Genomic DNA, 21,362 nt, shown 5'->3' on the forward strand with positions numbered 1-21,362 from the left:
TAGGGTGGATAAGCGCTAAGCGCATCCACCAAAATCGGCACCGGAATCAGTGGATGCGCTTAGCGCTTATCCACCCTACAGAACTCGGCGGGATCGATTTGGTAGCAGAATGGCAAAAGACAAGCGCACCGCATTTTTTATTTCCGACGGCACCGGCCTGACGGTGGAGGCCATCGGCCACAGCCTTCTGGCGCAGTTTCGCGACCAGCAGGTGGAACAGGTCACCCTGCCCTACATAGATTCCACCGAAAAGATACAGCAGGTCCTGACCAGGATTGAACGGGCGGCGGCGGAGTCCGGACTGCAGCCGATTATCATTACCAGCATCGTCTCCGACCAGATCCGCCAGCAACTGCACCGCAGTTCGGCGTTGATGCTGGATGTGTTCGAGAGTTACCTGGCCCCCCTGGCCAAACTGTTCGGCAGCGGGCCCTCCCAGGCCGTGGGTATATCCCACGGCATCGCCAACGACCGCCGCTACAGCGAGCGCATAGACGCGGTGCACTTTGCGATGGACAACGACGACGGCCGCCGGGTGCGCGAGTTCGAGCGCGCCGATGTCATTCTTGTCGGCGTGTCCCGCTCCGGCAAGACCCCCACCTGCCTCTACCTGGCACTGCAGTTCGGCCTGCGCGCGGCCAACTACCCGATCACCGAAGAGGATATGGATTCCACCGCGCTGCCGAAAATCCTGCGCCCCTATCGCGACAAGCTGTTCGGCCTGACCATAGATCCGCGCCGGTTGATGCAGATCCGCCAGGAGCGCCGAGCCAATAGCCGCTACGCTTCAATGGAACAGTGCGAGTTCGAGGTGCGGCAGGTGGAGCAGATGCTGCGACGGGCGCAGGTGCCCTTCCTCAATGCGACACAGCTGTCGGTAGAGGAACTGGCCACGCGGCTGATGTCCCAGGCTGGCATCGAGCGGCGAATCGATTGAGTGGCTGGTGATCAGTGTGCAGTGGTAAGCAGCTCATGAATTGCCGGGGGCTTTCCTTGCGGTTGCCAAGCGTGTAGGGTGCCGGTCCCGCGATTGCCGCCGAATGAAATGAAAATCGTCTCCCTGCCCTACTCCATCAACACCGCCGTGGCCTTCCAGGCCATCGCCGATCTGCCCGCGCCCGTTTGGCTGGACAGCGGCCGGCCACTGGCGCCCGGTGGCCGCTACGACATTGTCAGCGCGGACCCGATCCAGACGCTGAGACTGGAAGCGGACAGCGAAGACCCATTTGTGCAGCTGGGCGACCTGTTGTGCGAACTCTGCCCCCAGGACAGCGACGCCCAGTTGCCCTTCTGCGGCGGCGTCATCGGTTACGCCGGCTACGAGCTCGGCATGCGGGGCAATTTTCTGCCGATCGACCAGCGCCCGACCGGCCTGCCGGCGGGCTTCTTCGGTCTCTATAGCTGGGCGCTGATCGTCGATCACCAGTTGGGCGCCAGCCACCTGGTATTCCACCCGGCCTGCACCCGGGTGCAGATGCGCGACCTCGTGGCGCGTTTTACTTCCGTGCGCTGGCAAACAGAGCCGCGCCAGGGCGAGTTCAGGCTGTTGTCCGCCTTCGAGCACGAGTTCGAGCCGGACGAGTATCGGGCCAGGATCGCCAGAGTGCTGGACTACATCGCCGCCGGCGACATCTACCAGGCCAACTTCACCCAGCGCTTTTCCGCCGACTACGAAGGCGACCTCTTCGCCGCCTACCTGGCCCTGCGCAACCGCGTCGCCGGCCCCTTCTCTGCCTATATGGCCCTGGCCGAGGGCAACCTGCTGAGCCTGTCGCCGGAGCGCTTTGTCCTGGCCGACGGCAGCAGCCTGCAGACGGAGCCGATCAAGGGTACCGCCGCGAGGAGCGCGGACCCCGCCGAGGACGTGCGCGCCGCGGCGACGCTGCAGCAGAGCGCCAAGGACAGGGCGGAAAACCTGATGATCGTGGACCTGTTGCGCAACGACTTCGGCAAGCTGTGCCGGCGCGGCAGCGTCCGGGTGCCGCAGCTGTTCCAACTGGCCAGTTTCGCCAATGTGCACCATCTGGTGAGCACCATTACCGGGGAGTTGCCGGAGGAGCACAGCTTCGCCGAGCTGCTCGGGGCCTGCTTTCCCGGCGGCTCCATCACCGGCGCACCCAAGCGGCGCGCCATGCAGATCATCCGCGAGCTGGAGCTTAGCCCACGCGGCGCCTACTGCGGCAGCGTCGGGTATATCAGCAGCTGCGGCCGCGCCGACACCAATATTGCCATCCGCACCTTCGCCGCCAGCGACGGCCGCATCACCTGTGCTGCCGGCGGCGGCATAGTCGCGGATTCGGATCCGGCCGCCGAGTACGAGGAGTGCCTGGCCAAGGTGCGGTTGCTGCTGCAGACGGTCGAGCAGTTCCTGGCCTGATTTCTCTTCTTTCTGTAGGAGCGAGCCCATGGCCGCAATCGATCTTTCCGGGCTCTCCGGAATCCGATCGCGGCCATGGGCCACTCCTACAGGATTCCAGTCCCATCAGAAAGTTATAAACCTATCCACTATTGATATTTCAAAGTTATTAGGCGCTTTGCTAGATTCTGCGCCAATGGGGAAGCCAGAGGGCTTCCCGCTGGGATCGAGATAGGGATTTGCCGTGAAAATTACTCTGGTCAAGAAAATACTCGCCGACGGCTCCCCCTGCGCCAAGTGCCGGGATGTGCAGCAGAAGCTTGAGGAGAACGACCAACTGCGCTTTATCGACCAGACGCTAATCGCCGATGTGCGCGACGAGCAGAGCCCGGGCATGCAGATTGCACGCGAGTACAATGTAGACCGCGCACCCTTTTTCCTGGTGGAGGGGGACGGACAGGAGCCGGAGATCTACACCGTCTACTTCAAGTTCGCCAAGGAAGTGCTGCAGAAGAAAATCAGTGAATCGAAACAGGCGAGCTGATCTAACTGCGAAAAAATCGAAACAAAAAACGCGGCTTCTGGCCGCGTTTTCTGTTTTTATCGAACCTTTGGAGAATCAATAGACGGGCAATTCGAGGTCCGCGAACAGTTCGTCCACCTCCGCCCTGGAGGCCGCATGGGCCGCCTGGTCCACCAGGTCCCGGTCCAGGTGCGGCGCGAACTGCTGGATAAACTCGTACATGAAGCCGCGCAGGAAGATGCCCTTGCGGAAACCTATCTTGGTGACGCTGGACTCGAAGAGACCGCTGGCATCCAGCGCCACCAGGTCCTCGTCCTCCTCGTCCACCGCCATGTCGGCGACAATGCCGATCCCCAACCCCAGCCGCACATAGGTCTTGATCACATCCGCGTCCGCGGCGGTAAACACCACCTTCGGCGACAGGCCCTTTTCCAGGAAGGCCTCGTCCAGCTTGGAGCGACCGGTAAAACCGAACACATAGGTCACTATCGGGTGCTTGGCCACCTCCTCCAGGCTCAGCTTGTCGAGCTGGCACAGCGGGTGATCCTTCGGCACCAGCACACAGCGGTTCCAGCGGTAGACCGGCATCATCACCAGGTCGCTGAAGAGTTCCAGCGCCTCGGTGGCGATGGCGAAATCCGCGGTGCCGTCGGCGGCCATCTCGGAGATCTGCATCGGCGTGCCCTGGTGCATATGCAGGGACACCTCCGGGTAGCGGGAAATAAAGGACTTGATCACCGGCGGCAGCGCGTAGCGCGCCTGGGTGTGGGTGGTGGCGATGGACAGGCTGCCCTTCCTGTCGTTGCTGAACTCCTGAGCAACCTGCTTGATGTTCTCCACTTTGCGCATGATTTCGCCGGCGGTCTTCAGGATGGCCTCCCCGGCGGGGGTGACCCTGGTCAGGTGCTTGCCGCTGCGGGCGAAGATCTCCACGCCGAGTTCGTCCTCCAGCAGGCGTATCTGCTTGCTGATCCCCGGCTGCGAGGTATAGAGGCTCTGTGCTGTCGCAGAAACATTGAGGTCGTGATGGGCCACTTCCCAGATATAGCGCAACTGCTGCAGCTTCATAGATTCTCCCTGCTCCCTAGAGTGCCACCGCGGCGCGAGGGGCCGCGGCTTCCCCGATAGTTATAAAAACCGTCTAAGTTTATGCGGGAAAAGAATAGCAGTGAAACCATCGGGGAGCCAATTGGAAGCAAATCAAATCGTGAATTGTCTTCTCCTGACACAAACTGACAGCAGCCACGGCTAGGCTGACCCGACCCAACAATCACTGGAGAAGGGAATATGTCTCAGAATGAAAACCCCTCGATCATGAGCCACGTGTCCATAGGCACCAACCGCTTCAGCGAGGCCACCGCCTTCTACGACGAGGTACTCGCCACGCTCGGTGTGAAGCGGATTCTCGACTGGCCGGAAGCCGTCGCCTACGGCCGGGCGTTTCCGGAGTTCTGGGTACACCCGCCCTGCGACGGCAAAGCGGCCAGCGTTGGCAATGGCACCCATTTCGCCTTCCTGGCCGGAAATACCGACCTGGTCGACGAGTTTTACAGCGCGGCCATTCGCGCCGGCGCCCTGCCCGAGGGCGAGCCGGGCCCCAGGCCCCTGTATGGCGACGCCTACTACGGCTGCTTTGTGCGCGACCTGGACGGCCACAAGATTGAGGTCATGCACTGGAACGAGAGCCTGGCCGGCCATCCGGCCTGATTCCATCCACCGCTACCCCGGGGCCAGCCGATCCGGTATGGTCCCGGGAAAACTCCGGCCGCCAATCCGATGAACAAATCCGAACGACTGCTGCAACTGCTGACCCTGCTGCGCGCCCGCCGCACGGCCGTCACCGCCCGCGCCCTGGCGGAGCGGCTGGGCGTATCCGAACGCACTCTCTACCGCGATATCCAGTCCCTGACCCTGTCCGGCGTCCCCATCGACGGCGAGGCGGGCGTCGGCTACCGACTCGGCCGGGGCTCCTTTGTGCCGCCGCTGATGTTTACCGAGGACGAGATAGAGGCGCTGTTGTTGGGCGTACGCATGGTGCAGGGCTGGGGCGACGAGGACATAGGCGCCGCCGCGGATTCGGCACTGCACAAGATACGCTCGGTGCTACCGGACAAGATGCTGCAGGACCAGGAACGGCAGCGGGCCACCTTCCTGGTGCCGGATACGCATCGCCGGGAAAGGGCCCGCTACAGCGGGTTGATTCGCCGCGCCATCAAGGAGCGCCAGACCCTGTGGCTGGATTACCGGGATGAACAGGGAAACCAGACCCAGCGGGAGGGCAACCCGCTGGGACTCATCTACTGGGGCGCGGCCTGGACGCTGCTGGCCTGGTGCCGGCTGCGCGACGACCACCGCATGTTCCGCCTCGACCGCATCCTCGACCTGAAAATGACCGGACAGCAGTTCCAGTTGGAAAACCATCAGACCCTGGAAGCCTATATCCGCCAGTACGATCCGGAGTTTGTCGACAGGGCGTTTGTGTAGGAACGAACCTTGTGTTCGCACTGTTTAATAGGCCCCGAAAGCTAATGCGAAGGCGTCGACAGCAGTAACGTCTTGCGGGACTGTTGGCGAGAGGGACCTCGCCGACAAGCCTACAGGGATGTATTCACGGCGTGTCCCGCAAGACGTTACCGCTGGCGGCGCCGCCACCGAGTGTGCTGGGGGGGACCCCATGCCTGTGTGCCACCCCGAAATTCGGGCGAACACAAAGTTCGCCCCGACACGTCGGGTGCGGAGGTTCCTCGGCCGGTGGTTATTCAGGCCGCGGCAGCGTGGTGTCGTCGGCGTTCAGGACTCGTATGGCTACAGGAGCTTTGGGCCGCCCCCTACTCCACCTCATTCGCCACGCCGTGAGGCACATGGCCGGTAGCCACGTGTTCGGCGGCCGAGGCGCAGTGGCTGGGCTGGTCGTCGAAGAAGACATCAGCGCCGAAGGCGCGCAGGAATTGCCCCTTGGGCAGGCCGCCCAGGAATACCGATTCGTCGATGCGGATATTCCAGGCGCGCAGGGTGCGGATCACCCGCTCGTGGGCCGGCGCCGAGCGGGCGGTGACCAGGGCGGTGCGGATCGGGCAGCTGTCCGCGCCGAATTCCGCCTGCAGTTGCTGCAGCGCCTCGAGGAAACCCTTGAAGGGGCCGCCGCCCAGGGGTTGCTGCGCCGAGGCGCGCTCGGCGGCAGCGAAGGCGGCCAGGCCGTCGCGCTTGAAGATCTGCTCCGCCTCGTCGGAGAAGATCACCGCGTCGCCGTCGAAGGCGAAGCGCAGGGTGTCGTCGCGGCGCTCGCGGGCGCCGCCGGCGACCAGGGTCGCCGCGGCCACCCCCTGTTCCAGCGCGCGGCGCACATCCAGTCCGTCGGTGGACAGGAACAGGTGGCAGCCGAAGGGCGCTATGTAGCGATAGGGACTCTCGCCGTTGCAGAAGGCGGCGCGGGTGATATCCAGCCCGTAGTGCTCAATGGAGTTGAACACCCGCAGGCCGGTGTCGGCACTGTTGCGCGACAGCAGTATCACCTCCACCCGCGGATCGCCCTCCAGGCGCTGGTTGATCTGCAAGAACTTCTCCACCAGCGGGAAGGCATCGCCCTTTTCCAGCACGTCGTTTTCATGTTCGATCTGGTAGGCGGAGAAGGCATCGAGTCCCTGCTCCTCGAACACCCGGTGGCTGTCCTGGAGGTTGAACAGCGCCCGCGAGGAGATGGCGATCACCAGTTTGTCGGGCCTCTGTGCCATCAGGGGGCCTCCACGTCGTCGAGGCCGGACGGGCGCGCCTCGTCCCGGTGGGCGTTCAGCATGGTGAACAACATCTGCTGCAGGTCGTCGCGAGTGCGATCGGAGCGCACGCCCGCCTGGTTCACGATGACCAGGAAGAGCGCGTGGCAGGTCTCCAGGGTGGCGCGGGCCAGGCGGTTCATTTCATTCGGCGGGCAGACGAAGCCGAGGCGCTTGTACATGGCGGTCAGGTGGCTGATCACCAGTTCGTCGTGGCGCTCGTCCAGCTCGTGCAGTTCAGGGATGCCCCACATGGCCTGCACCAGCGGCAGCAGGCCGCGCTGCTCGCGGTAGACCGCCAGCAGCCGCTCCAGCAACTCGGCGATAAAGGTCTCCAGGGACATCTGCTCCAGGTCCTGCTGGGCCAGCTCCTCCAGGGCGGCGGTCATGCTGGCCAGCCACTGCTCGCCCATCGCGTAGAGGATCGCGTGCTTGTTGGGAAAGTAGTGGTACAGGGAACCCACGGACACGCCCAGCTCCTTGGCGATCAGGATGGTGGTCAGGTCGTTGAGCCCCACCTCTTCCAGCAGGCGCCCGGTGGTGTCGAGAATCTGCCGCGCGCGCTCGCGGGCGCGGGCCTGCACCGGCTCGCGACGCGGGGTCAACTGGCTCTTGCGTTTTCTCTGTTCGGCGTTGGACAAGGTCACTTCCCTTTTCTGGACTGGCGCCAGTTTACCACCAATTGATACCGGCTTTCCGCGCATGATTCCGGCCATAAAAAAACCGGCGCAGGGCGCCGGTTTCCGGAGTCCATCCTGTGAGATGGCAAAAATCAGAAGCGGTAAGCCAGGTTCGCGCCCAGCACGCGGCCGCGGGACGGATCCGTCTTGGTGGCCGGCAGGTTGTACAGCGCTTCGGCGTAACCCCAGTTGTAGTATTCCTCGTTGAACAGGTTCTCCGCGTAGAGGCCGGCGGTCCAGCTGTCGTCGGCGGATGTCAGCGCAACCCGCAAATTGAAGGTATCGCGGCTGTCCAGCTTCACCGCCTCGGTATTTTCCAGGTCGGACCACTGCTCGCCGGTGAAGGTGTACTCGGCGGAGTAAGTCATCTCGCCGAGGCCGGTCTGCTGGTGGTAGGTCAGCACGGTGGCGGAGGAGAAGTTCGGCGAGAAGGCCATCTCGTTGCCATCACAGCCTTCACAGAATTCCGCAGGCGCGCCGGTGAACTCGGTGTCCAGCCATGCCAGCCCCATATACAGGTCCAGGTTGTCGGTGATCAGCCAGCGGGCGTCCACTTCCAGGCCCTGCCCCTGGGATTCGCCCACATTGCGGGTGATGGCCGCGGCGCCGACGAAGAAGGCCTGCTGCAAATCGTCGTAGGTGTACTGGAAGGCCGCGGCGTTCAGGGCCAGGCGGTTGTCCAGCAGGCGCGCCTTCAGGCCCAGCTCGTAGGACAACACGTTTTCCTCGTCGAAGCGGCTCGGCTCGGCGTTGTCGGCGTTGACCTCGTAGCCCTGCTCGTCCAGCCACTCGTACTGGCTGTCTTCATCACTGCCGTAGGCCGGGTCGGTGATGTGGTAGGACAGGTAGTCGAAACCGCCGGACTTGTAGCCGGTGGCGACGCTGGCGTAGGCGGTGACCGCATCGTTGAAGTGATGGGTCAGGGTCGCGCGGCCGGAGACGTTGCTCCAGGTGTTTTCGCCGGTAATGGGGCCGTCGGTGTACATCGACTGGTAATTCCAGCCGCCGGTCCAGGTATCCGGCCAGGGGGAATCGACGCTGTAGGTCTTCTCGTCCCGGGTGTAGCGCAGACCCAGGCCGAGACTGGTGGTGTCGGTGAAATCGAAGGTGGTATTGGCGAAGACGCCCCAGCCGGAGTAGTCGCCGACTGTGTCCGCCGCCTCGATGGACAGCATGCCCGGCGCATACTCCCAGGGTTCACCCTCGAAACCGAAGGCCTCGTCGATCACGTCCTGGGGCAGGCTGGCACAGGTGTCGAAGCTGCCCAGTCCCTCTTCCCACTCGTCGGCGTAGATGCCGTCGCAGATGAAGTCCTCGTGGTCGATGCCGGCGAAGAAGGCCTCCAGGTCCTCCTGGTAGTAGGAGGCGCCGAGGACATAGTTGAACATGCCGCTGTTGTTGGAGGTCAGGCGGAACTCCTGGCTGAAGAAGTCGCCGCTCTGATCGCGCACATAGGTGTCGACGGGATCGGCGGTGCCGTCGAAGTCCTCGACGTAGGTGTAATTGTGGGTCTTGTAGCCGGTGATGGAAGTCAGGGTGCTGCCGCCGGCCAGGTCGTGTTCCACGGTCAGGATGACGTCGCCTATCCCGGACTCGTCCAGGCCCTGCACGTCGTTGTACACCTGGTCGTAGTCGCCGCCGGTATCCAGCGCGCGGTAGATGGTGCCGTCGCTGACGCGGTCCTCGTACTGGGCCATCAGGGTGACGGTGGTGTTCTGCAGGCCGTCGTAGACGGCGGTGAAGCGCATCGCATCCGTCTCGCTGGCGCCCAGGTCGCGGCCGCCGGCCAGGTTCTCCACATGGCCGTCCTCCTGCTGGTGCATGCCGGCGATGCGCACCGCCAGGTTCTCACCCAGGGGCATGTCCAGGCTGCCCTCGAATTCTTGGCGGCCATACTGGCCTGCGCCCACGGAGACCTCGCCGGCGAAGCTGTCGCCGGGCTTGCGGGACACCATGGAGATGGCGCCGGAGGCGGTGTTGCGGCCGAACAGGGTGCCCTGCGGGCCCTTGACCACTTCGACCCGCTCCAGGTCGTACATGCTCGGGGTGGCGCCGGTGCGGCTCTGGTAGACGCCGTCGAGGAATACGCCCAGGGCCGGATCGCTGCCGCTGCCGAAGCTGTTGTTGTTGACGCCGCGCACGGAGACGGCGTCGAAGAAGGAATCGTTGGTCTCGCCGGACACGCCGGGCGTCAGCGCGAAGAGGTCCTTGAAATCGTTCAGGTTGCTGTTCTTGACCGTGTCGCCGGTGAAGGCGCTCACCGCCATGGGCACATCCTTGAGGGACTCGGCACGCATCTGCGCCGTCACCGTCACCTCTTCGATTTCCGCCGCCGCGGCGCCGGTGCTGACGGCGATTACCGCCGCACCTATGGCCGCGGCCAGCGCGTGCTTGTTGTTGTGCAGAGCTTTGGTTGATTCAGGCATGGTCGCCCCCGTCGTTTTTTTTATCAGGGTTGCTCATCCGATACCGCCGATGGCTTCACCCCAGCGAATGAAGTGGAAAGTCTGTTATCCCACAAACCGAACAATTATTCAAATATGAAAATTTGCTCCTAATTGCCGCCCCGGAAATGCGCTTGCGGAGGGCAGCCGTCAGCTGCCCAACTTGTCCTTGAGGCTGTAATAGAGCATTCCCGCCACCAGGCCGGGCCAGCGCAGCAGTGTGCCGCCAGGGAAAGTCGGTGTCGGAATTTGCGCCAGTATATCAAAGCGCTCCTCGGTACCGGACACCACTTCCGCAATCAGCTTGCCGGCCAGGGTAGCGGTGGGCACCCCGTGGCCGGAGTAGCCCTGGCTGTAATAGACATTGGGTTCCAGGCGCCCCAGGTGCGGCATGCGGTTCAGGGTGATCGCCAGGGTGCCGCCCCAGCCGAAGTCGATCTGGGTGTCCGCCAGCTGCGGGTAGACGCGCAGCATGTACTTGCGCACGAAGCCGCGGATATCCGGCGGGAACCTGGACGTATAGTTCTCGCCGCCGCCGAAGATCAGGCGGTTGTCGCCGGAGAGCTTCCAGTAGTCGATCACGAACAACGTGTCCTGGAGCGCATAGTCGTTGGCGATCAGCTCTTTTGCCAGGGACTCCGGCAAGGGCTCGGTGGCCAGCACGAAGTTGTTGATCGGCATTATCTTGCCGGCCATGCGCGGTTCGAGTTTACCCAGGTAGCCGTTGCAGGCCAGCACCACATTCTTTGCTTTCACCTGCCCTTTCGCGGTCTCGACGACACAGGGGGAGCCGCCACTGTACCTGGTGACGCGGCTGTGCTCGTAAAACTCGACCCCGGCCGCGGCCGCCGCGTCGGCCAGTCCCAGGGCGTAATTCAGGGGATGCAGGTGCAGGGAACCACTGTCTATCTGCGCACCGAAGTAGCGCTCGGACCCGACCAGGCTGCGGACCTCAGCCTCCTCCGCATAGCGGATCTGCTCGTAGCCGTAGCGCTCCCGCAGCAGTTCCGCTTCCTCCTTCAGGTCCTCGTTGTGGCTGCGCTTGGCGGCCAGGTGCATGATGCCGCGCTTCAGGTCGCACTGGATGTTGTGCCTGTCGATCAGGCCCTCGACCAGTTGCACCGCCTCGACGCTCATGTCCCACAGTCTTTTCGCGGTATCCAGGCCGAGCATCTTCTCCAGGTCCTCCTGCCCCTTGCGCTGCCCTACCCCGACATGGCCACCGTTGCGGCCCGAGGCGCCCCAGGCGATGCGCTCCGCCTCCAGCACCGCGACTTTGTAGCCACGCTCCGCCAGGTGCAGCGCCGTCGACAGGCCGGTGTAGCCGGCGCCGATCACGCAGACGTCCGCCTCGACGGTACCATCCAGCGCCGGGTAGACCGGCGCCGGATTGGCACTCGACGCATAGTAGGAGTCGGTGTGGCCGACGAGCTTGGTTACAGTGCCAGTGGCAGTCATAGATACGTCTCCCGATGAGGTCTCCCGGACCCGCGCCCGAAAAACCGAATAATCATTCAATTTATATTGAATAATAATTCGGTTTCTTGTCATAATCAAAGCCTGTGATCGGGCAATCCCCACTCGATGACACAGGCCCGCCGGATATCGGCCGGGCGTATACTAATGCAACCCAAACGGGGAAAGATCATTTTCGATCAAGGTGCAAAATGGACAAGATTACAAAGTGGCTCGCAGATCACGATATTTCAGAGGTTGAGTGTCTGGTGCCCGATATGTCCGGCAATGCGCGGGGCAAGTTTACCCCCACGGACAAGTTCCTGACCGAAGACAGCCGCCTGCCGGAGAGCATCCTGGTACAGACGGTTACCGGCGAGTACGTAGACGAACACAATGAACTGGTGGACCCGGCGGACACCGATATGCTGCTGGAACCCGACCCAAACACCATTCGCCTGAACCCCTGGGCCAACGAGCCCACGGCGCAGATCATTCACGACTGCTACACCCGCGACGGCAAGCCCCACCCGATCAGCACGCGCAATATCCTCAAGTTCGTGCTGGACAAGTACTACGCCATGGGCTGGAAGCCGGTAGTGGCACCGGAGGTGGAGTTCTACCTGGTCAAGCGCAACCTGGATCCGGACGAAAAGCTCTCCGCCCCCGTTGGCCGCTCCGGTCGCACGGAGAAAACCCGTCAGTCCTACAGCATCGACGCGGCCAACGAATACGAGCCGATCATCGAGGATATGTACGATTTCAGCGAGGCCCAGGGCCTGGACGTGGACACACTGATTCACGAGTCCGGCACCGCGCAGATGGAGATCAACTTCCTGCACGGCGACCCGCTCACGCTCGCCGACCAGGTGTTTACCTTCAAGCGCACGGTGCGCGAGACCGCCCTGCGCCACGGCATCTACGCCACCTTCATGGCCAAGCCGATGGAGGACGAGCCCGGCAGTGCGCTGCACCTCCACCAGAGCATCGTTGATGCCGAGACCGGCAAGAACATTTTCGTGGATGACGACGGCAGGGAAAATGACACCTTCATGCACTTTATCGGCGGCATGCAGAAATACACCCCGGGTTTTATCAGCTTCTTCGCCCCGAATGTGAATTCCTACCGCCGCTTCACGCCGGAAATGGCGGCGCCGACCAGCCTGCACTGGGGTTACGACAACCGCACCACGGGTCTGCGCGTACCGGACAGCTCGCCCCAGGGGAAACGCCTGGAGAACCGCTTCCCGGGTGCAGACTGCAATCCCTACCTGGCGATCGCTGCGTCACTCGCCTGCGGCTACCTGGGCATGATCAACAAGGTGAACCCCAGCGCCCCCTACAAGGGCGACTGCTCCATGGAGCCGATTACCCTGCCCCGCACCCAGGAGCACGCCCTCAGCCTGCTGTTGGAGTGCGAAGAGGCGGCGGAGATGTTCGGGGAGAAGTTCGTCCGCGCCTGGAGCGCCATCAAGCGCGACGAATACGAGGAGTTCAACCGGGTGATCAGTTCCTGGGAGAGGGAATACCTGCTGTTGAACGTATAGTGCCCTTCGCAAGTTCTGGAAGAAGCCCCGTCATCGGGGCTTTTTCATTCGGATCATCCATGGCTCGGAACGCCGAGCCGCTCACCCTGCGGGCAGCCTTCGGCTGTGTATGACGGCTGGTCCAGCCGTTCCACGTATTCACGGCGCCTTCTACCCTGCCTGTGTGCAAACACACCGGCTAACATACTCACCAGTACCAATTGGATAGGACAACTATCTCAGTTTTGTGACAAATGGCGCAAACAAGATCAAAACTTTTTAATTAATTAAACTTCCCATCACCTATTTATTGCCTGCCGGAGTACAAGCTGTACTCTGTGACTCGTCCGGCAATCCCGGACACCCGGTTTGAGAAAGCGGTGCGCCATACCGTGCAGACGGTCCCACCTCCGGCGCCCGGCCATCTTCTGCAGTCTGACCATCCAACGACGCCCGGCCTGTATCACACAGTTGCCGCCGCTGCGGCGGTCCCTGTGCCGAGGCAATCCCTCGCCGATACACGGCCGCTTTCTAGATAAAAGCAATAAGGAAAAGCTAGCAATGAAGCATCTAGTAGGATTTACCTGCACACTGGCCATGGCAGTCAGCGCCCAGGCGGCGGATCGGGTTCCGGCAACCCCGGACATGCTCTCGCCCCAGGCGCTCACCGCTGTCGCGGGTTCAGATATCGCCCTGGAGCAGGTGCGCTCGCGCACCCTCCCCAATGGCAAAGTTGTCACCCGCTACCGGCAGACTCACCAGGGTCTTCCGGTCTGGGGTCAGACGATCACCAGTAGCGGCCAGGGAGTTGCCGCTGAGGTGAAAGGCGAAGTACTCACAGGGTTGAGCCTGGAGGTGCCGTCTGTCCGCGCCTCCATCAAGGCCGACAATGCCCTGGACAGGGCCATGGGCCACCTGGTCAACCAGCGCGCCCAGCAGGGCCTGATCCAGGGCGCCCTCTCGGTTCCCGCACTGAAGCTGGCGGCCAAGAACCAGCACCAGCAGCTCTATATCCACGTGGATGAGCAGGACCGTGCACGTCTCGCCTACCTGGTGAACTGGGTCGAGTACGGCGATGAGCCCTCCCGCCCCTTCTACTTCATCGACGCGCTGACCGGCGAAGTACTGGAGCACTGGGACGGCATCGCCCACGCCCAGGATGCCACCGGCCCCGGCGGCAACCAGAAGACAGGTCTCTACGAGTACGGCACCGACTACCCGGTGATGACCGTCGACGACAGCTGCCGCATGGACACGGCCAATGTGGAAACGGTGGACATGAACCACGCCACCAGCGGCGGCAGCATCTTCCAGTTCACCTGTCCGTACAACGACTACAAGACGATCAACGGCGCCTACTCGCCGCTGAACGATGCCCACTTCTTCGGCAATGTGGTCTTCAACATGTACAGTGACTGGTACAGCACTGCACCGCTGACCCAGAAGCTGCGTATGCGCGTGCACTACAGCAACAACTATGAAAACGCCTTCTGGGACGGCACCCAGATGACCTTCGGCGACGGTGGCAGCACCTTCCACCCGCTGGTCAGCCTGGACGTGTCCGCCCACGAGGTCAGCCACGGCTTTACCGAGCAGAACTCCAACCTGCAGTACTCGGCGCAGCCCGGTGGTATCAACGAGGCCTTCTCCGATATCGCCGGCGAGGCGGCCGAGTTCTATATGCGCGGCAGCAACGACTGGATGGTGGGTGCGGATATCTACAAGGCCAGCGGCGCCCTGCGCTATATGGACGATCCCACTCGGGACGGCAGGTCCATCGGCCACGCCTCGGACTACTACTCGGGCATGGACGTGCACTACAGCTCCGGGGTCTACAACCGCGCCTTCTACCTGATCGCCAACACCAGCGGCTGGGATACGCACAAGGCCTTCGATATCTTCGTGCTCGCCAACCAGATGTATTGGAGCTCAACCTCCGACTATATCGATGCCGCCTGCGGTGTTCTCTCCGCTACCAGCGATCTGGGCTACGACCAGGCCGCGGTAACCTCCGCCTTCGATACGGTGGGCGTCTCGACTGCCAACTGTGGCGGTGGCGGCAACCCGGGGGGTGGTGAGCTTGAGAACGGCGTAGCGGAGAGCAACCTGTCCGGCAGCACCGGTGACGAAATCCACTACACCCTGGAGGTGCCCGCCGGCGCCAGCAACCTGAGCTTCCAGATCTCCGGCGGCAGCGGAGACGCGGATCTCTACGTGCGCTTCGGCTCGGCCCCGACCACCTCCAGCTACGACTGCCGCCCCTACCTGAACGGCAACAGCGAGACCTGCAACATCTCCAACGTCCAGGCCGGCACCTACTATGTGATGGTACGCGCCTACAGCAGCTTCTCCGGCGTCAGCCTGGTGGGCAGCTTCGATGAAGACGGTGGCGGCAGCGGCGACGGCTGGGTGGAGACCAACCTCTCCGGCAGCCAGGGCTCCTGGCAGCACTTCACCCTGGACGTGTCTTCAGGCATGTCATCCCTGGACGTGCAGATGTCCGGTGGCAGCGGTGACGGCGATCTCTATGTGCGCTACGGTGCCCAGCCCACGACCTCCAGCTGGGACTGCCGTCCGTACCGCTGGGGCAACGACGAGACCTGCAGCTTCAGCAACCCGCAGTCGGGCACCTGGTATATCAGCATCCGCGGTTACTCCTCCTACTCGGGAGTGACCCTGGAGGCCCAGGCAAATCCGTGACTTTAAATTGATGCAACAAAAAAGGGGCAGCCAATCGGCTGCCCCTTTCATTTTGAAGTGCGGACCTATCAATGCTTGCGGAATCCACGCTGCTGAGAGCTCCGGCCCGGCCCTGCCACCGGTGGCAGGCTGGCAAAAAACCTGATCGGTAAACATTTGCCAGCCGCCACCGGTAGCAGGGCCTCACCTCATGGCGCATTCATCATTCCGCATTGATGAGGCACTTCCCTGCGCCTCCCCCGCTTCGCGGGCAGCCTCGGGCTGTCCAAATTTGTTCCCGACAAATTTGTCATCATTCTATTTATGGCTGGGATCCTTCCAGTACTCCTTCACCGTATCCTTCATTTCCCTGTGCAGCACCATGATGCCGAACAGGTTGGGCAGTGTCATGATCACAATCGCCACCGCAGACAGGTTCCAGATGATGGTAGTGTCCTCGATCGCGGCCCAGAAGAAGGCCACAACATAGACCAGGCGGTAAGGCATTACCGCCCTGGGCCCGAACAGGTAGATCATCGAGCGGTCGCCGTAATAGGACCAGGCGATAGCCGTGGAAAAGGCGAACAACAGTATCCCCAGGGTTACGATCAGGCTGCCGTAATCGCCGAAGAAGCCGCGCTGGAAGGCCTTGTTGGTCAGGGCCACGGAGTGCACCAGGGAGTTGCCCCAGATATCCACATTGGGGTTGGCAAAGTTGCCGTCCACCACTGTCAGCACGCCGCTGAAATTGTCACCGCCAACACGGAATTCGAGATCCTCCGCCACCGAGCGCGCGTGAATCAGGGTGAACTCCTTCTGGTTCAGCGCGTGGCCGTCCGCCACGACCACTGAGCCGCTGTAAGGCTTCACATCGCTCTCGCGACCGTTCAGGTAGTTGAACAGTGCCTGTACGTCTTCCGGGTCCTTGTCGCTGTAACTGCCAGCCACGGCGAACAGGTCGGCGCGCTCAAACTTGTTCATGAACTTTTCTGTCCAGACACCGGAAGACAGGATCACCAGCCCGGTCAGGGTACAGATGATGATGGTGTCGATAAACGGTTCCAGCAGGGACACCATACCCTCGGAAACCGGCTCGTCGGCGCGTGCCGCGGCGTGCGCAATCGGCGCCGAGCCCTGCCCCGCCTCGTTGGAGAAGAGGCCGCGGTTGACACCGCGGTTGAAGGCGTAGGCGAAGGTGGCACCGAGGAAGCCGCCAGCCGCAGCACTTCCGGTAAAGGCGTTCTCAAATACGGCCAGGAAGGAGGGGATGATGTTCTGGTAGTTGTAGAGGATCACCGCCAGTGCGCCGATGATATAGAACACCGCCATAACCGGCACTATCGTCGAAGTGACCTTGGCGATACGGGTGATACCGCCGATGATCACCATGCCCAGCAGAATGGCCAAGACGCCGCCGGTCAACATCTTGTCCAGGCCGAAGGTGTCGTGCATGGCCTGGGCGATATTGTTCACCTGCGGCAGGCTGCCTGTGCCGAAGGAACTGATTACGGTAGCGATTGCAAAGAGCACCGCCAGCCATTTCATGTTCAGGCGGCGCTCCATATAGAACATGGGCCCGCCCGCGTAGTAGCCGTCGGCGGCCTTGATACGGTATTTATGGGAGAGGGTCACCTCGACGAATTTGGTGGTCATACCGAGGAAGGCCGTCATCCACATCCAGAAGAGGGCCGCCGGCCCGCCGAGGAAGATCGCCAGCCCCACACCACCGATATTGCCGGTGCCCACGGTGCCGGACAGCGCGGTGGAGAGCGCCTGGAAGTGGGAGGTATCGCCGGGATCGCCGGGCTTGTCGTACTTGCCCTGAACGATTTTTATCGCGTGGCCGAAGTAGCGGATCTGCGGGAAGCCAAGATAAACGGTGAAGAAGAGGCCCACACCGAGCAACACCCAGGGAAACCAGGGCGCTGAACCGAGCATGCCATCCAGCGATAACAGCAGTTGATTGAAGGATTCCAAACTGACCCCCACTACTCTAAATTAATTCTGATTGTTTTCTATACAGATGCAGCTGTAATTTGCTGCGCAGGTTAGCAGTTTCCGCAACAGTAGAACAGTAATGGTCCCATCATAAAACGAAAGGGAACATCTCACGGTGCGGGAACAAGCCGAATTGACCGCCTGTGTGGACGAATACCAGATTCTCGCAATCCTGATAGCTGCCCTTGTGCAATTCCTGCAACATGCCGTAGAAAGCCTTGCCGGTGTACACCGGATCCAGCAGCAAGCCCTCCAGGCTGGCGGCTTGGGCGATGGCGCGGTACACGGGTTCTTCCGCTTCCCCGTATCCCGGCCCTATATAGTCCGCATTGACCTGCACATTGAGTGCATTTTCGTCAATGGAATTGCCGCTCAGGCTCGCCCACTGGCGAACATCCTCGCGTACCTTGCGCTGGAAATACTCGGCGTTATCGCAAACCGCATAGCCGGTTACACAGGCCTCCGAGCCGAGAAGGTGACAGCCGAGCGTCAGCCCGGCCTGGGTTCCGCCGCTGCCAGTCGCACAGACGATATGTTCCGGCTCGAAGCCGTGCTCGCGGCAGCCCATCAGCAGCTCCTCGGCGCCGGCGATATAGCCCCAGATGCCGAGGCCGTCGCTGGCCCCGGTGGGGATGCAGAAGGCCTTGTGGCCACGCTCAGCATAAAATTCCTGCCAGTGGGAGAAAAGCTCGGGCAGCTCTTCGAAAAACTTGCGCGGCGGGTAGAAGGCCGTCGAGGCCCCGGCGATCTGGTCCACCAGCAGGTTGCCGTCGGGGATTTCCTCCGGCTCGCCGCGCAGTATCAGCTGCACCCGCATCCCCAGGCGGGCGCCCACCAGAGCCGTGGTGCGGCAGTGATTCGACTGGATACCGCCGCAGGTGATCAATGTGTCGCAGCCCTGTGCCCGGGCCTCGCCGGCGATAAACTCCAGTTTGCGCAGCTTGTTGCCGGACATGGCCGTCTCGGTCAGGTCATCGCGCTTTACCCAGATACGCGGCCCGCCGTGGGGAGTGGAGAATTTTTCCGTGATACGGTCCAGCAGTTGCAGCGGGGTAGGCAAATGGGCCAGCCCGACCCGCGGTGGATAAGTGACGTCCATCGTAGCTCCCTATTCCTAATATAAAAAACCCGGCAGCTGCCGGGTTTTCAATCTCTAATCGCAACAATCCATCAGATCTTCTTGATGGTACCCTTGGGGAGTATCGCGTGGACGGCTACCTTCTGGAACTTGAGCGACATATTGTCGGCAACTTCCAGCACGATGTAATCGTCGTCCACCTTGTCGATACGGCCCAGCATGCCGCTGGTCATAACGACTTCGTCGCCTTTCTTCAGCGCGCTGACCAGCTCCTGGTGCTCCTTCTGGCGTTTGCGCTGCGGCCGGATAATGAAAAACCACATAAACGCAAACAGACCTGCAAACATCAGCAGGGTTACCAGAGGGTTACCCTGCGGCGCCGGAGCTGCCTGTTGTGCCACAGCAGAGGGAATAAAGAAGCTCATGCAAATCCTCAAAGAGTCAGCCTATAAAATTGCGCCCAACTCTAACGGGTTTGCCCTGCCGAGGCAACGCAACGGGGCGATCGTCGGTCGTGTGATCACCCCGCACTGCCGACGCCCGGGGTCAGAAACGCTGACGCACCTGGCGGCGATAGCCGGTCGGCGACATGCCCGTCCAGCGCTTGAAGGCACTGGTAAAGCTGGTCCTGTCGGAGAAGTCCAGGATCCGCGAAATGCCATCCACGCTGAGCGCAGTGTCCTTCAGGAAATGCACCGCGTGGCGGAAGCGCACATGGTCGCGCAGCGAGGCAAAACTGAGGTTGTGCTCCTGCAGGCGCCGCTGCAGAGTGCGGGTGGACATGCTGAGGTCGGAGGCCACCGGGCGGATAGCCAGCGACGCCTTGCCGATGCGTTGCTCCAGTACGTCTATGACCCGCGCGGCAATGCCGAAGCTGGTTGCCTCCGGCGGTGCCAGCAACTGGTCCAGGATATTGGGATCTCCGGATATCCTGGCCTGCTGAAGCGGCTTGTCTTCTGAAAGCGAGGCTTGGTCGGGTTGGAATTGGTTCATCGAGCTGCTCCTTTTGAGTTCCGTGAGCCGCAGTTATTTTTTCTATGTCCGCCTCCTGCGAACCCCTATCGCCTCAACCTGCTCAAAACCATCTTCTATAGGAGCGGGCTACTACCCGGGTGCGGGGGATGCACCTGAAACAGACATCGAATCCTTCACAGAGCTGTACATTTTTTACACTAACTGCACCGGCAACCTCCCAGGGGGATACCACTGCGATGCCGGCGCACCTTTCCTTCACATCAGCCAGTATAGACCAAGAAATCAGAATGCAAGGGGCGACAACCAGTTTTTTTAGATCCTGTCACAAAGACAGTTCAGCGCCAAAATGGTACGAATGTACATTTTGACGTAATGAAATGACGCTTTACGCGCAGAAACGGGAGGGAAATGGCGTCGGGGGGGGGCTCCGGCGCCGCCCCGCCCGGGAAGCCCGGCCTGCGATCAGGCCAGGTTTTCGGCAACCCAGTTCAACACCTCGTCGTGGTGGGTCTTGGTCTTCACCTTGTCGATGATATGGCGCAGGCGGCCGCTCTTGTCGACGATGAAGGTGGTGCGCAGCAGGCCCATGTACTCCTTGCCCATGAACTTCTTCAGGCCCCAACAGCCGTACTTATCGGCGACCTTGTGATCCTCGTCGGCGAGCAGGTCAAAGTTCAGCTCGTGCTTGTCGATGAACTTCTGCAGCCTGGCCTCGGGGTCCGGGCTCACACCCAGCACGACGGTATCCAGCCTTGCGAAGTCGGCGGCGCTGTCGCGGATACCGCAGGCCTGGGTGGTGCATCCCGGTGTCAACGCCTTGGGGTAAAAATAGAGCACCACATTGCGCTTGTCGCGGAAGTCCTTCAGCGACACCTTGTCGCCATTCTGGTTGGTCAGAGTGAAGGCCGGCGCCAGGTTGCCGATTTTCGGAAATGCCATGAGTCCCCCCGTTAACTGCTGCGAAATGAGGGGCGATTATAGCGAAAAGTGTGGAAAGAATGGGGGTTGATAGCCGGAGTCAAAACTCCTGCAGCCGATAACCCTTTTCCCGGCGGGCGCAGATACCGCACTGGTTGAGCTTTTGCACCAGGTCGGCCCGCTCTGCGTCGGTCAGGAAGTCCCCCACCTCCAGGCAGCCCTCGGGGCCGCTGAAACTCACCGAGGCCGGCTCGGTGGCACTGCCCCCCACGCGCACCAGCACCGCCAGGCTGTCCCGCGCGAACTCCCGGTGATACACACTCTGCTGTCGATGCCCCTTGCAGCAGTCCAGCACCACCCGCTCGCCACTGATGCGGATCACCTCCCGACGGGTACCCTCCATGTACACATAGCCGAACAATACCGCCAGCAACAGCAGCTCCAGGCTGGCAAACGGCAGTATCATCCAGGCGCCGGCCAGCGCAAAGGCGAGACTGATTCCCAGTGACACGGCCACCAGTGAGATGAATACCCACAGATTGCCGGAGAGGGACAGGGATTGATTGGGCTGCAGCAGGATACAGGCGCTGCGGGGCGAGGTGCGGCCGACTTGAGTAACCATAGGGGGCTGGTCCGGATACTGCACTTTTAAAAGTGTAGCATCGGCCCTCCTGTTTCCCGATATGAAAATATAATGAGAGCTATTCCGCCGCCGGTTCAACTACCGACCTGACTGCCACCGCAGACCGCCTGTTTACGGGGTTTGATATTGTGCCTTATACGATACAGGGGTTTTTCCTGCTCGTAAGAGCACGGCAGAAGAAGATGCTGAGAATGTAGCTCTCTTCCCTGGCAAATTCGTCTGCAATAGATTGACACTTATCGATCATCAGATCGCTTTTGGGAGCGCTGTATATATCTCCCATACTCTAGAATTGCTGAAATAACTGGCCAATCCGC

The 21,362-nt window shown here is 61.7% G+C and carries 18 protein-coding genes; 7 read left to right on the forward strand and 11 right to left on the reverse strand.

All coding sequences use genetic code 11. The annotated features are described in order from the left end of the window. Positions 1-109 precede the first annotated feature (109 nt). From ppsR to AC6R19_RS08175, 3 genes are all read left to right on the forward strand, one after another. Complete coding sequence (gene ppsR, locus AC6R19_RS08165; RefSeq protein WP_500579302.1) at positions 110-937, forward strand: posphoenolpyruvate synthetase regulatory kinase/phosphorylase PpsR; 828 nt, start codon at positions 110-112, stop codon at positions 935-937. A gap of 108 nt (positions 938-1,045) precedes the next feature. After that, entirely contained in the window at positions 1,046-2,377 is a 1,332-nt protein-coding gene (gene pabB / locus AC6R19_RS08170; RefSeq protein WP_500579303.1) for an aminodeoxychorismate synthase component I, read from the forward strand. Positions 2,378-2,600: 223 nt separating this feature from the next. Continuing rightward, positions 2,601-2,900, forward strand: coding sequence for a hypothetical protein (locus AC6R19_RS08175; RefSeq protein WP_500579304.1), 300 nt, complete (start codon positions 2,601-2,603; stop codon positions 2,898-2,900). Positions 2,901-2,975: 75 nt separating this feature from the next. Here AC6R19_RS08175 and cysB read toward each other — a convergent pair whose 3' ends face one another. Then, positions 2,976-3,947: an HTH-type transcriptional regulator CysB gene (cysB, locus tag AC6R19_RS08180; protein WP_500579305.1), complete on the reverse strand. Its 972-nt coding sequence runs from the start codon at positions 3,945-3,947 to the stop codon at positions 2,976-2,978. 219 nt (positions 3,948-4,166) lie between these two features. Between cysB and AC6R19_RS08185 the strand changes: the two genes are divergently transcribed. Beyond that, a complete protein-coding gene (locus AC6R19_RS08185) occupies positions 4,167-4,586 on the forward strand; it encodes a VOC family protein (RefSeq protein WP_500579306.1) in 420 nt (139 codons plus the stop codon). 69 nt (positions 4,587-4,655) lie between these two features. After that, positions 4,656-5,363: a helix-turn-helix transcriptional regulator gene (locus AC6R19_RS08190; protein ID WP_500579307.1), complete on the forward strand. Its 708-nt coding sequence runs from the start codon at positions 4,656-4,658 to the stop codon at positions 5,361-5,363. Positions 5,364-5,707: 344 nt separating this feature from the next. Here the strand turns inward: AC6R19_RS08190 and AC6R19_RS08195 are convergent, their stop codons facing one another. The 4 genes from AC6R19_RS08195 to AC6R19_RS08210 all read right to left on the reverse strand — a co-directional run bounded on the left by AC6R19_RS08195 (position 5,708) and on the right by AC6R19_RS08210 (position 11,231). After that, on the reverse strand, positions 5,708-6,610 hold the full coding sequence (locus AC6R19_RS08195; RefSeq protein WP_500579308.1) for a 5'-nucleotidase: 903 nt from the start codon (positions 6,608-6,610) through the stop codon (positions 5,708-5,710). Next, the gene (locus AC6R19_RS08200; RefSeq protein ID WP_500579309.1) at positions 6,610-7,290 is read right to left on the reverse strand and encodes a TetR/AcrR family transcriptional regulator; all 681 of its coding nucleotides are present in this window, start codon (positions 7,288-7,290) and stop codon (positions 6,610-6,612) included. Before AC6R19_RS08200 ends, AC6R19_RS08195 begins: the two co-directional genes overlap by 1 nt. Positions 7,291-7,421: 131 nt before the next feature. Further along, positions 7,422-9,755, reverse strand: a complete 2,334-nt coding sequence (locus AC6R19_RS08205; protein WP_500579310.1) for a TonB-dependent receptor — start codon at positions 9,753-9,755, stop codon at positions 7,422-7,424. Between the two features lie 168 nt (positions 9,756-9,923). Beyond that, on the reverse strand, positions 9,924-11,231 hold the full coding sequence (locus tag AC6R19_RS08210; protein ID WP_500579311.1) for an NAD(P)/FAD-dependent oxidoreductase: 1,308 nt from the start codon (positions 11,229-11,231) through the stop codon (positions 9,924-9,926). Between the two features lie 209 nt (positions 11,232-11,440). Here AC6R19_RS08210 and AC6R19_RS08215 point away from each other — a divergent pair, with 209 nt between their 5' ends. Then, complete coding sequence (locus AC6R19_RS08215) at positions 11,441-12,775, forward strand: glutamine synthetase family protein (RefSeq protein ID WP_500579312.1); 1,335 nt, start codon at positions 11,441-11,443, stop codon at positions 12,773-12,775. A gap of 540 nt (positions 12,776-13,315) precedes the next feature. Continuing rightward, positions 13,316-15,454, forward strand: coding sequence for a M4 family metallopeptidase (locus AC6R19_RS08220; RefSeq protein ID WP_500579313.1), 2,139 nt, complete (start codon positions 13,316-13,318; stop codon positions 15,452-15,454). A gap of 297 nt (positions 15,455-15,751) precedes the next feature. On the opposite strand, the gene AC6R19_RS08225 is transcribed toward AC6R19_RS08220, so the two are convergent. From AC6R19_RS08225 to AC6R19_RS08250, 6 genes are all read right to left on the reverse strand, one after another. Continuing rightward, positions 15,752-17,410, reverse strand: a complete 1,659-nt coding sequence (locus AC6R19_RS08225; RefSeq protein WP_500579314.1) for an alanine/glycine:cation symporter family protein — start codon at positions 17,408-17,410, stop codon at positions 15,752-15,754. 109 nt (positions 17,411-17,519) lie between these two features. Continuing rightward, the gene (locus AC6R19_RS08230) at positions 17,520-18,530 is read right to left on the reverse strand and encodes a D-cysteine desulfhydrase family protein (RefSeq protein ID WP_500579315.1); all 1,011 of its coding nucleotides are present in this window, start codon (positions 18,528-18,530) and stop codon (positions 17,520-17,522) included. A 71-nt stretch (positions 18,531-18,601) separates the two neighbouring features. Continuing rightward, entirely contained in the window at positions 18,602-18,934 is a 333-nt protein-coding gene (gene yajC, locus AC6R19_RS08235) for a preprotein translocase subunit YajC (RefSeq protein ID WP_500579316.1), read from the reverse strand. 121 nt (positions 18,935-19,055) lie between these two features. Beyond that, positions 19,056-19,502: a helix-turn-helix domain-containing protein gene (locus AC6R19_RS08240; protein WP_500579317.1), complete on the reverse strand. Its 447-nt coding sequence runs from the start codon at positions 19,500-19,502 to the stop codon at positions 19,056-19,058. A 444-nt stretch (positions 19,503-19,946) separates the two neighbouring features. Beyond that, positions 19,947-20,423 (reverse strand): thioredoxin-dependent thiol peroxidase, encoded by a 477-nt coding sequence (bcp, locus tag AC6R19_RS08245; protein WP_500579318.1) that lies wholly within the window; start codon positions 20,421-20,423, stop codon positions 19,947-19,949. A 79-nt stretch (positions 20,424-20,502) separates the two neighbouring features. After that, positions 20,503-21,024, reverse strand: a complete 522-nt coding sequence (locus AC6R19_RS08250; protein ID WP_500579319.1) for a DUF2244 domain-containing protein — start codon at positions 21,022-21,024, stop codon at positions 20,503-20,505. Positions 21,025-21,362 lie beyond the last annotated feature (338 nt).

This window comes from Microbulbifer sp. SE14 (genome assembly GCF_059834885.1).

Coding starts and splice junctions, on each gene's coding strand:
- AC6R19_RS08195 (WP_500579308.1), bottom strand. CDS start 6,610: ATGGCACAGAGGCCCGACAAACTGGTGATCGCCATCTCCTCGCGGGCG.
- AC6R19_RS08205 (WP_500579310.1), bottom strand. CDS start 9,755: ATGCCTGAATCAACCAAAGCTCTGCACAACAACAAGCACGCGCTGGCC.
- ppsR (WP_500579302.1), top strand. CDS start 110: ATGGCAAAAGACAAGCGCACCGCATTTTTTATTTCCGACGGCACCGGC.
- AC6R19_RS08220 (WP_500579313.1), top strand. CDS start 13,316: ATGAAGCATCTAGTAGGATTTACCTGCACACTGGCCATGGCAGTCAGC.
- AC6R19_RS08215 (WP_500579312.1), top strand. CDS start 11,441: ATGGACAAGATTACAAAGTGGCTCGCAGATCACGATATTTCAGAGGTT.
- pabB (WP_500579303.1), top strand. CDS start 1,046: ATGAAAATCGTCTCCCTGCCCTACTCCATCAACACCGCCGTGGCCTTC.
- bcp (WP_500579318.1), bottom strand. CDS start 20,423: ATGGCATTTCCGAAAATCGGCAACCTGGCGCCGGCCTTCACTCTGACC.
- AC6R19_RS08250 (WP_500579319.1), bottom strand. CDS start 21,024: ATGGTTACTCAAGTCGGCCGCACCTCGCCCCGCAGCGCCTGTATCCTG.
- AC6R19_RS08190 (WP_500579307.1), top strand. CDS start 4,656: ATGAACAAATCCGAACGACTGCTGCAACTGCTGACCCTGCTGCGCGCC.
- AC6R19_RS08240 (WP_500579317.1), bottom strand. CDS start 19,502: ATGAACCAATTCCAACCCGACCAAGCCTCGCTTTCAGAAGACAAGCCG.
- yajC (WP_500579316.1), bottom strand. CDS start 18,934: ATGAGCTTCTTTATTCCCTCTGCTGTGGCACAACAGGCAGCTCCGGCG.
- cysB (WP_500579305.1), bottom strand. CDS start 3,947: ATGAAGCTGCAGCAGTTGCGCTATATCTGGGAAGTGGCCCATCACGAC.
- AC6R19_RS08185 (WP_500579306.1), top strand. CDS start 4,167: ATGTCTCAGAATGAAAACCCCTCGATCATGAGCCACGTGTCCATAGGC.
- AC6R19_RS08230 (WP_500579315.1), bottom strand. CDS start 18,530: ATGGACGTCACTTATCCACCGCGGGTCGGGCTGGCCCATTTGCCTACC.
- AC6R19_RS08210 (WP_500579311.1), bottom strand. CDS start 11,231: ATGACTGCCACTGGCACTGTAACCAAGCTCGTCGGCCACACCGACTCC.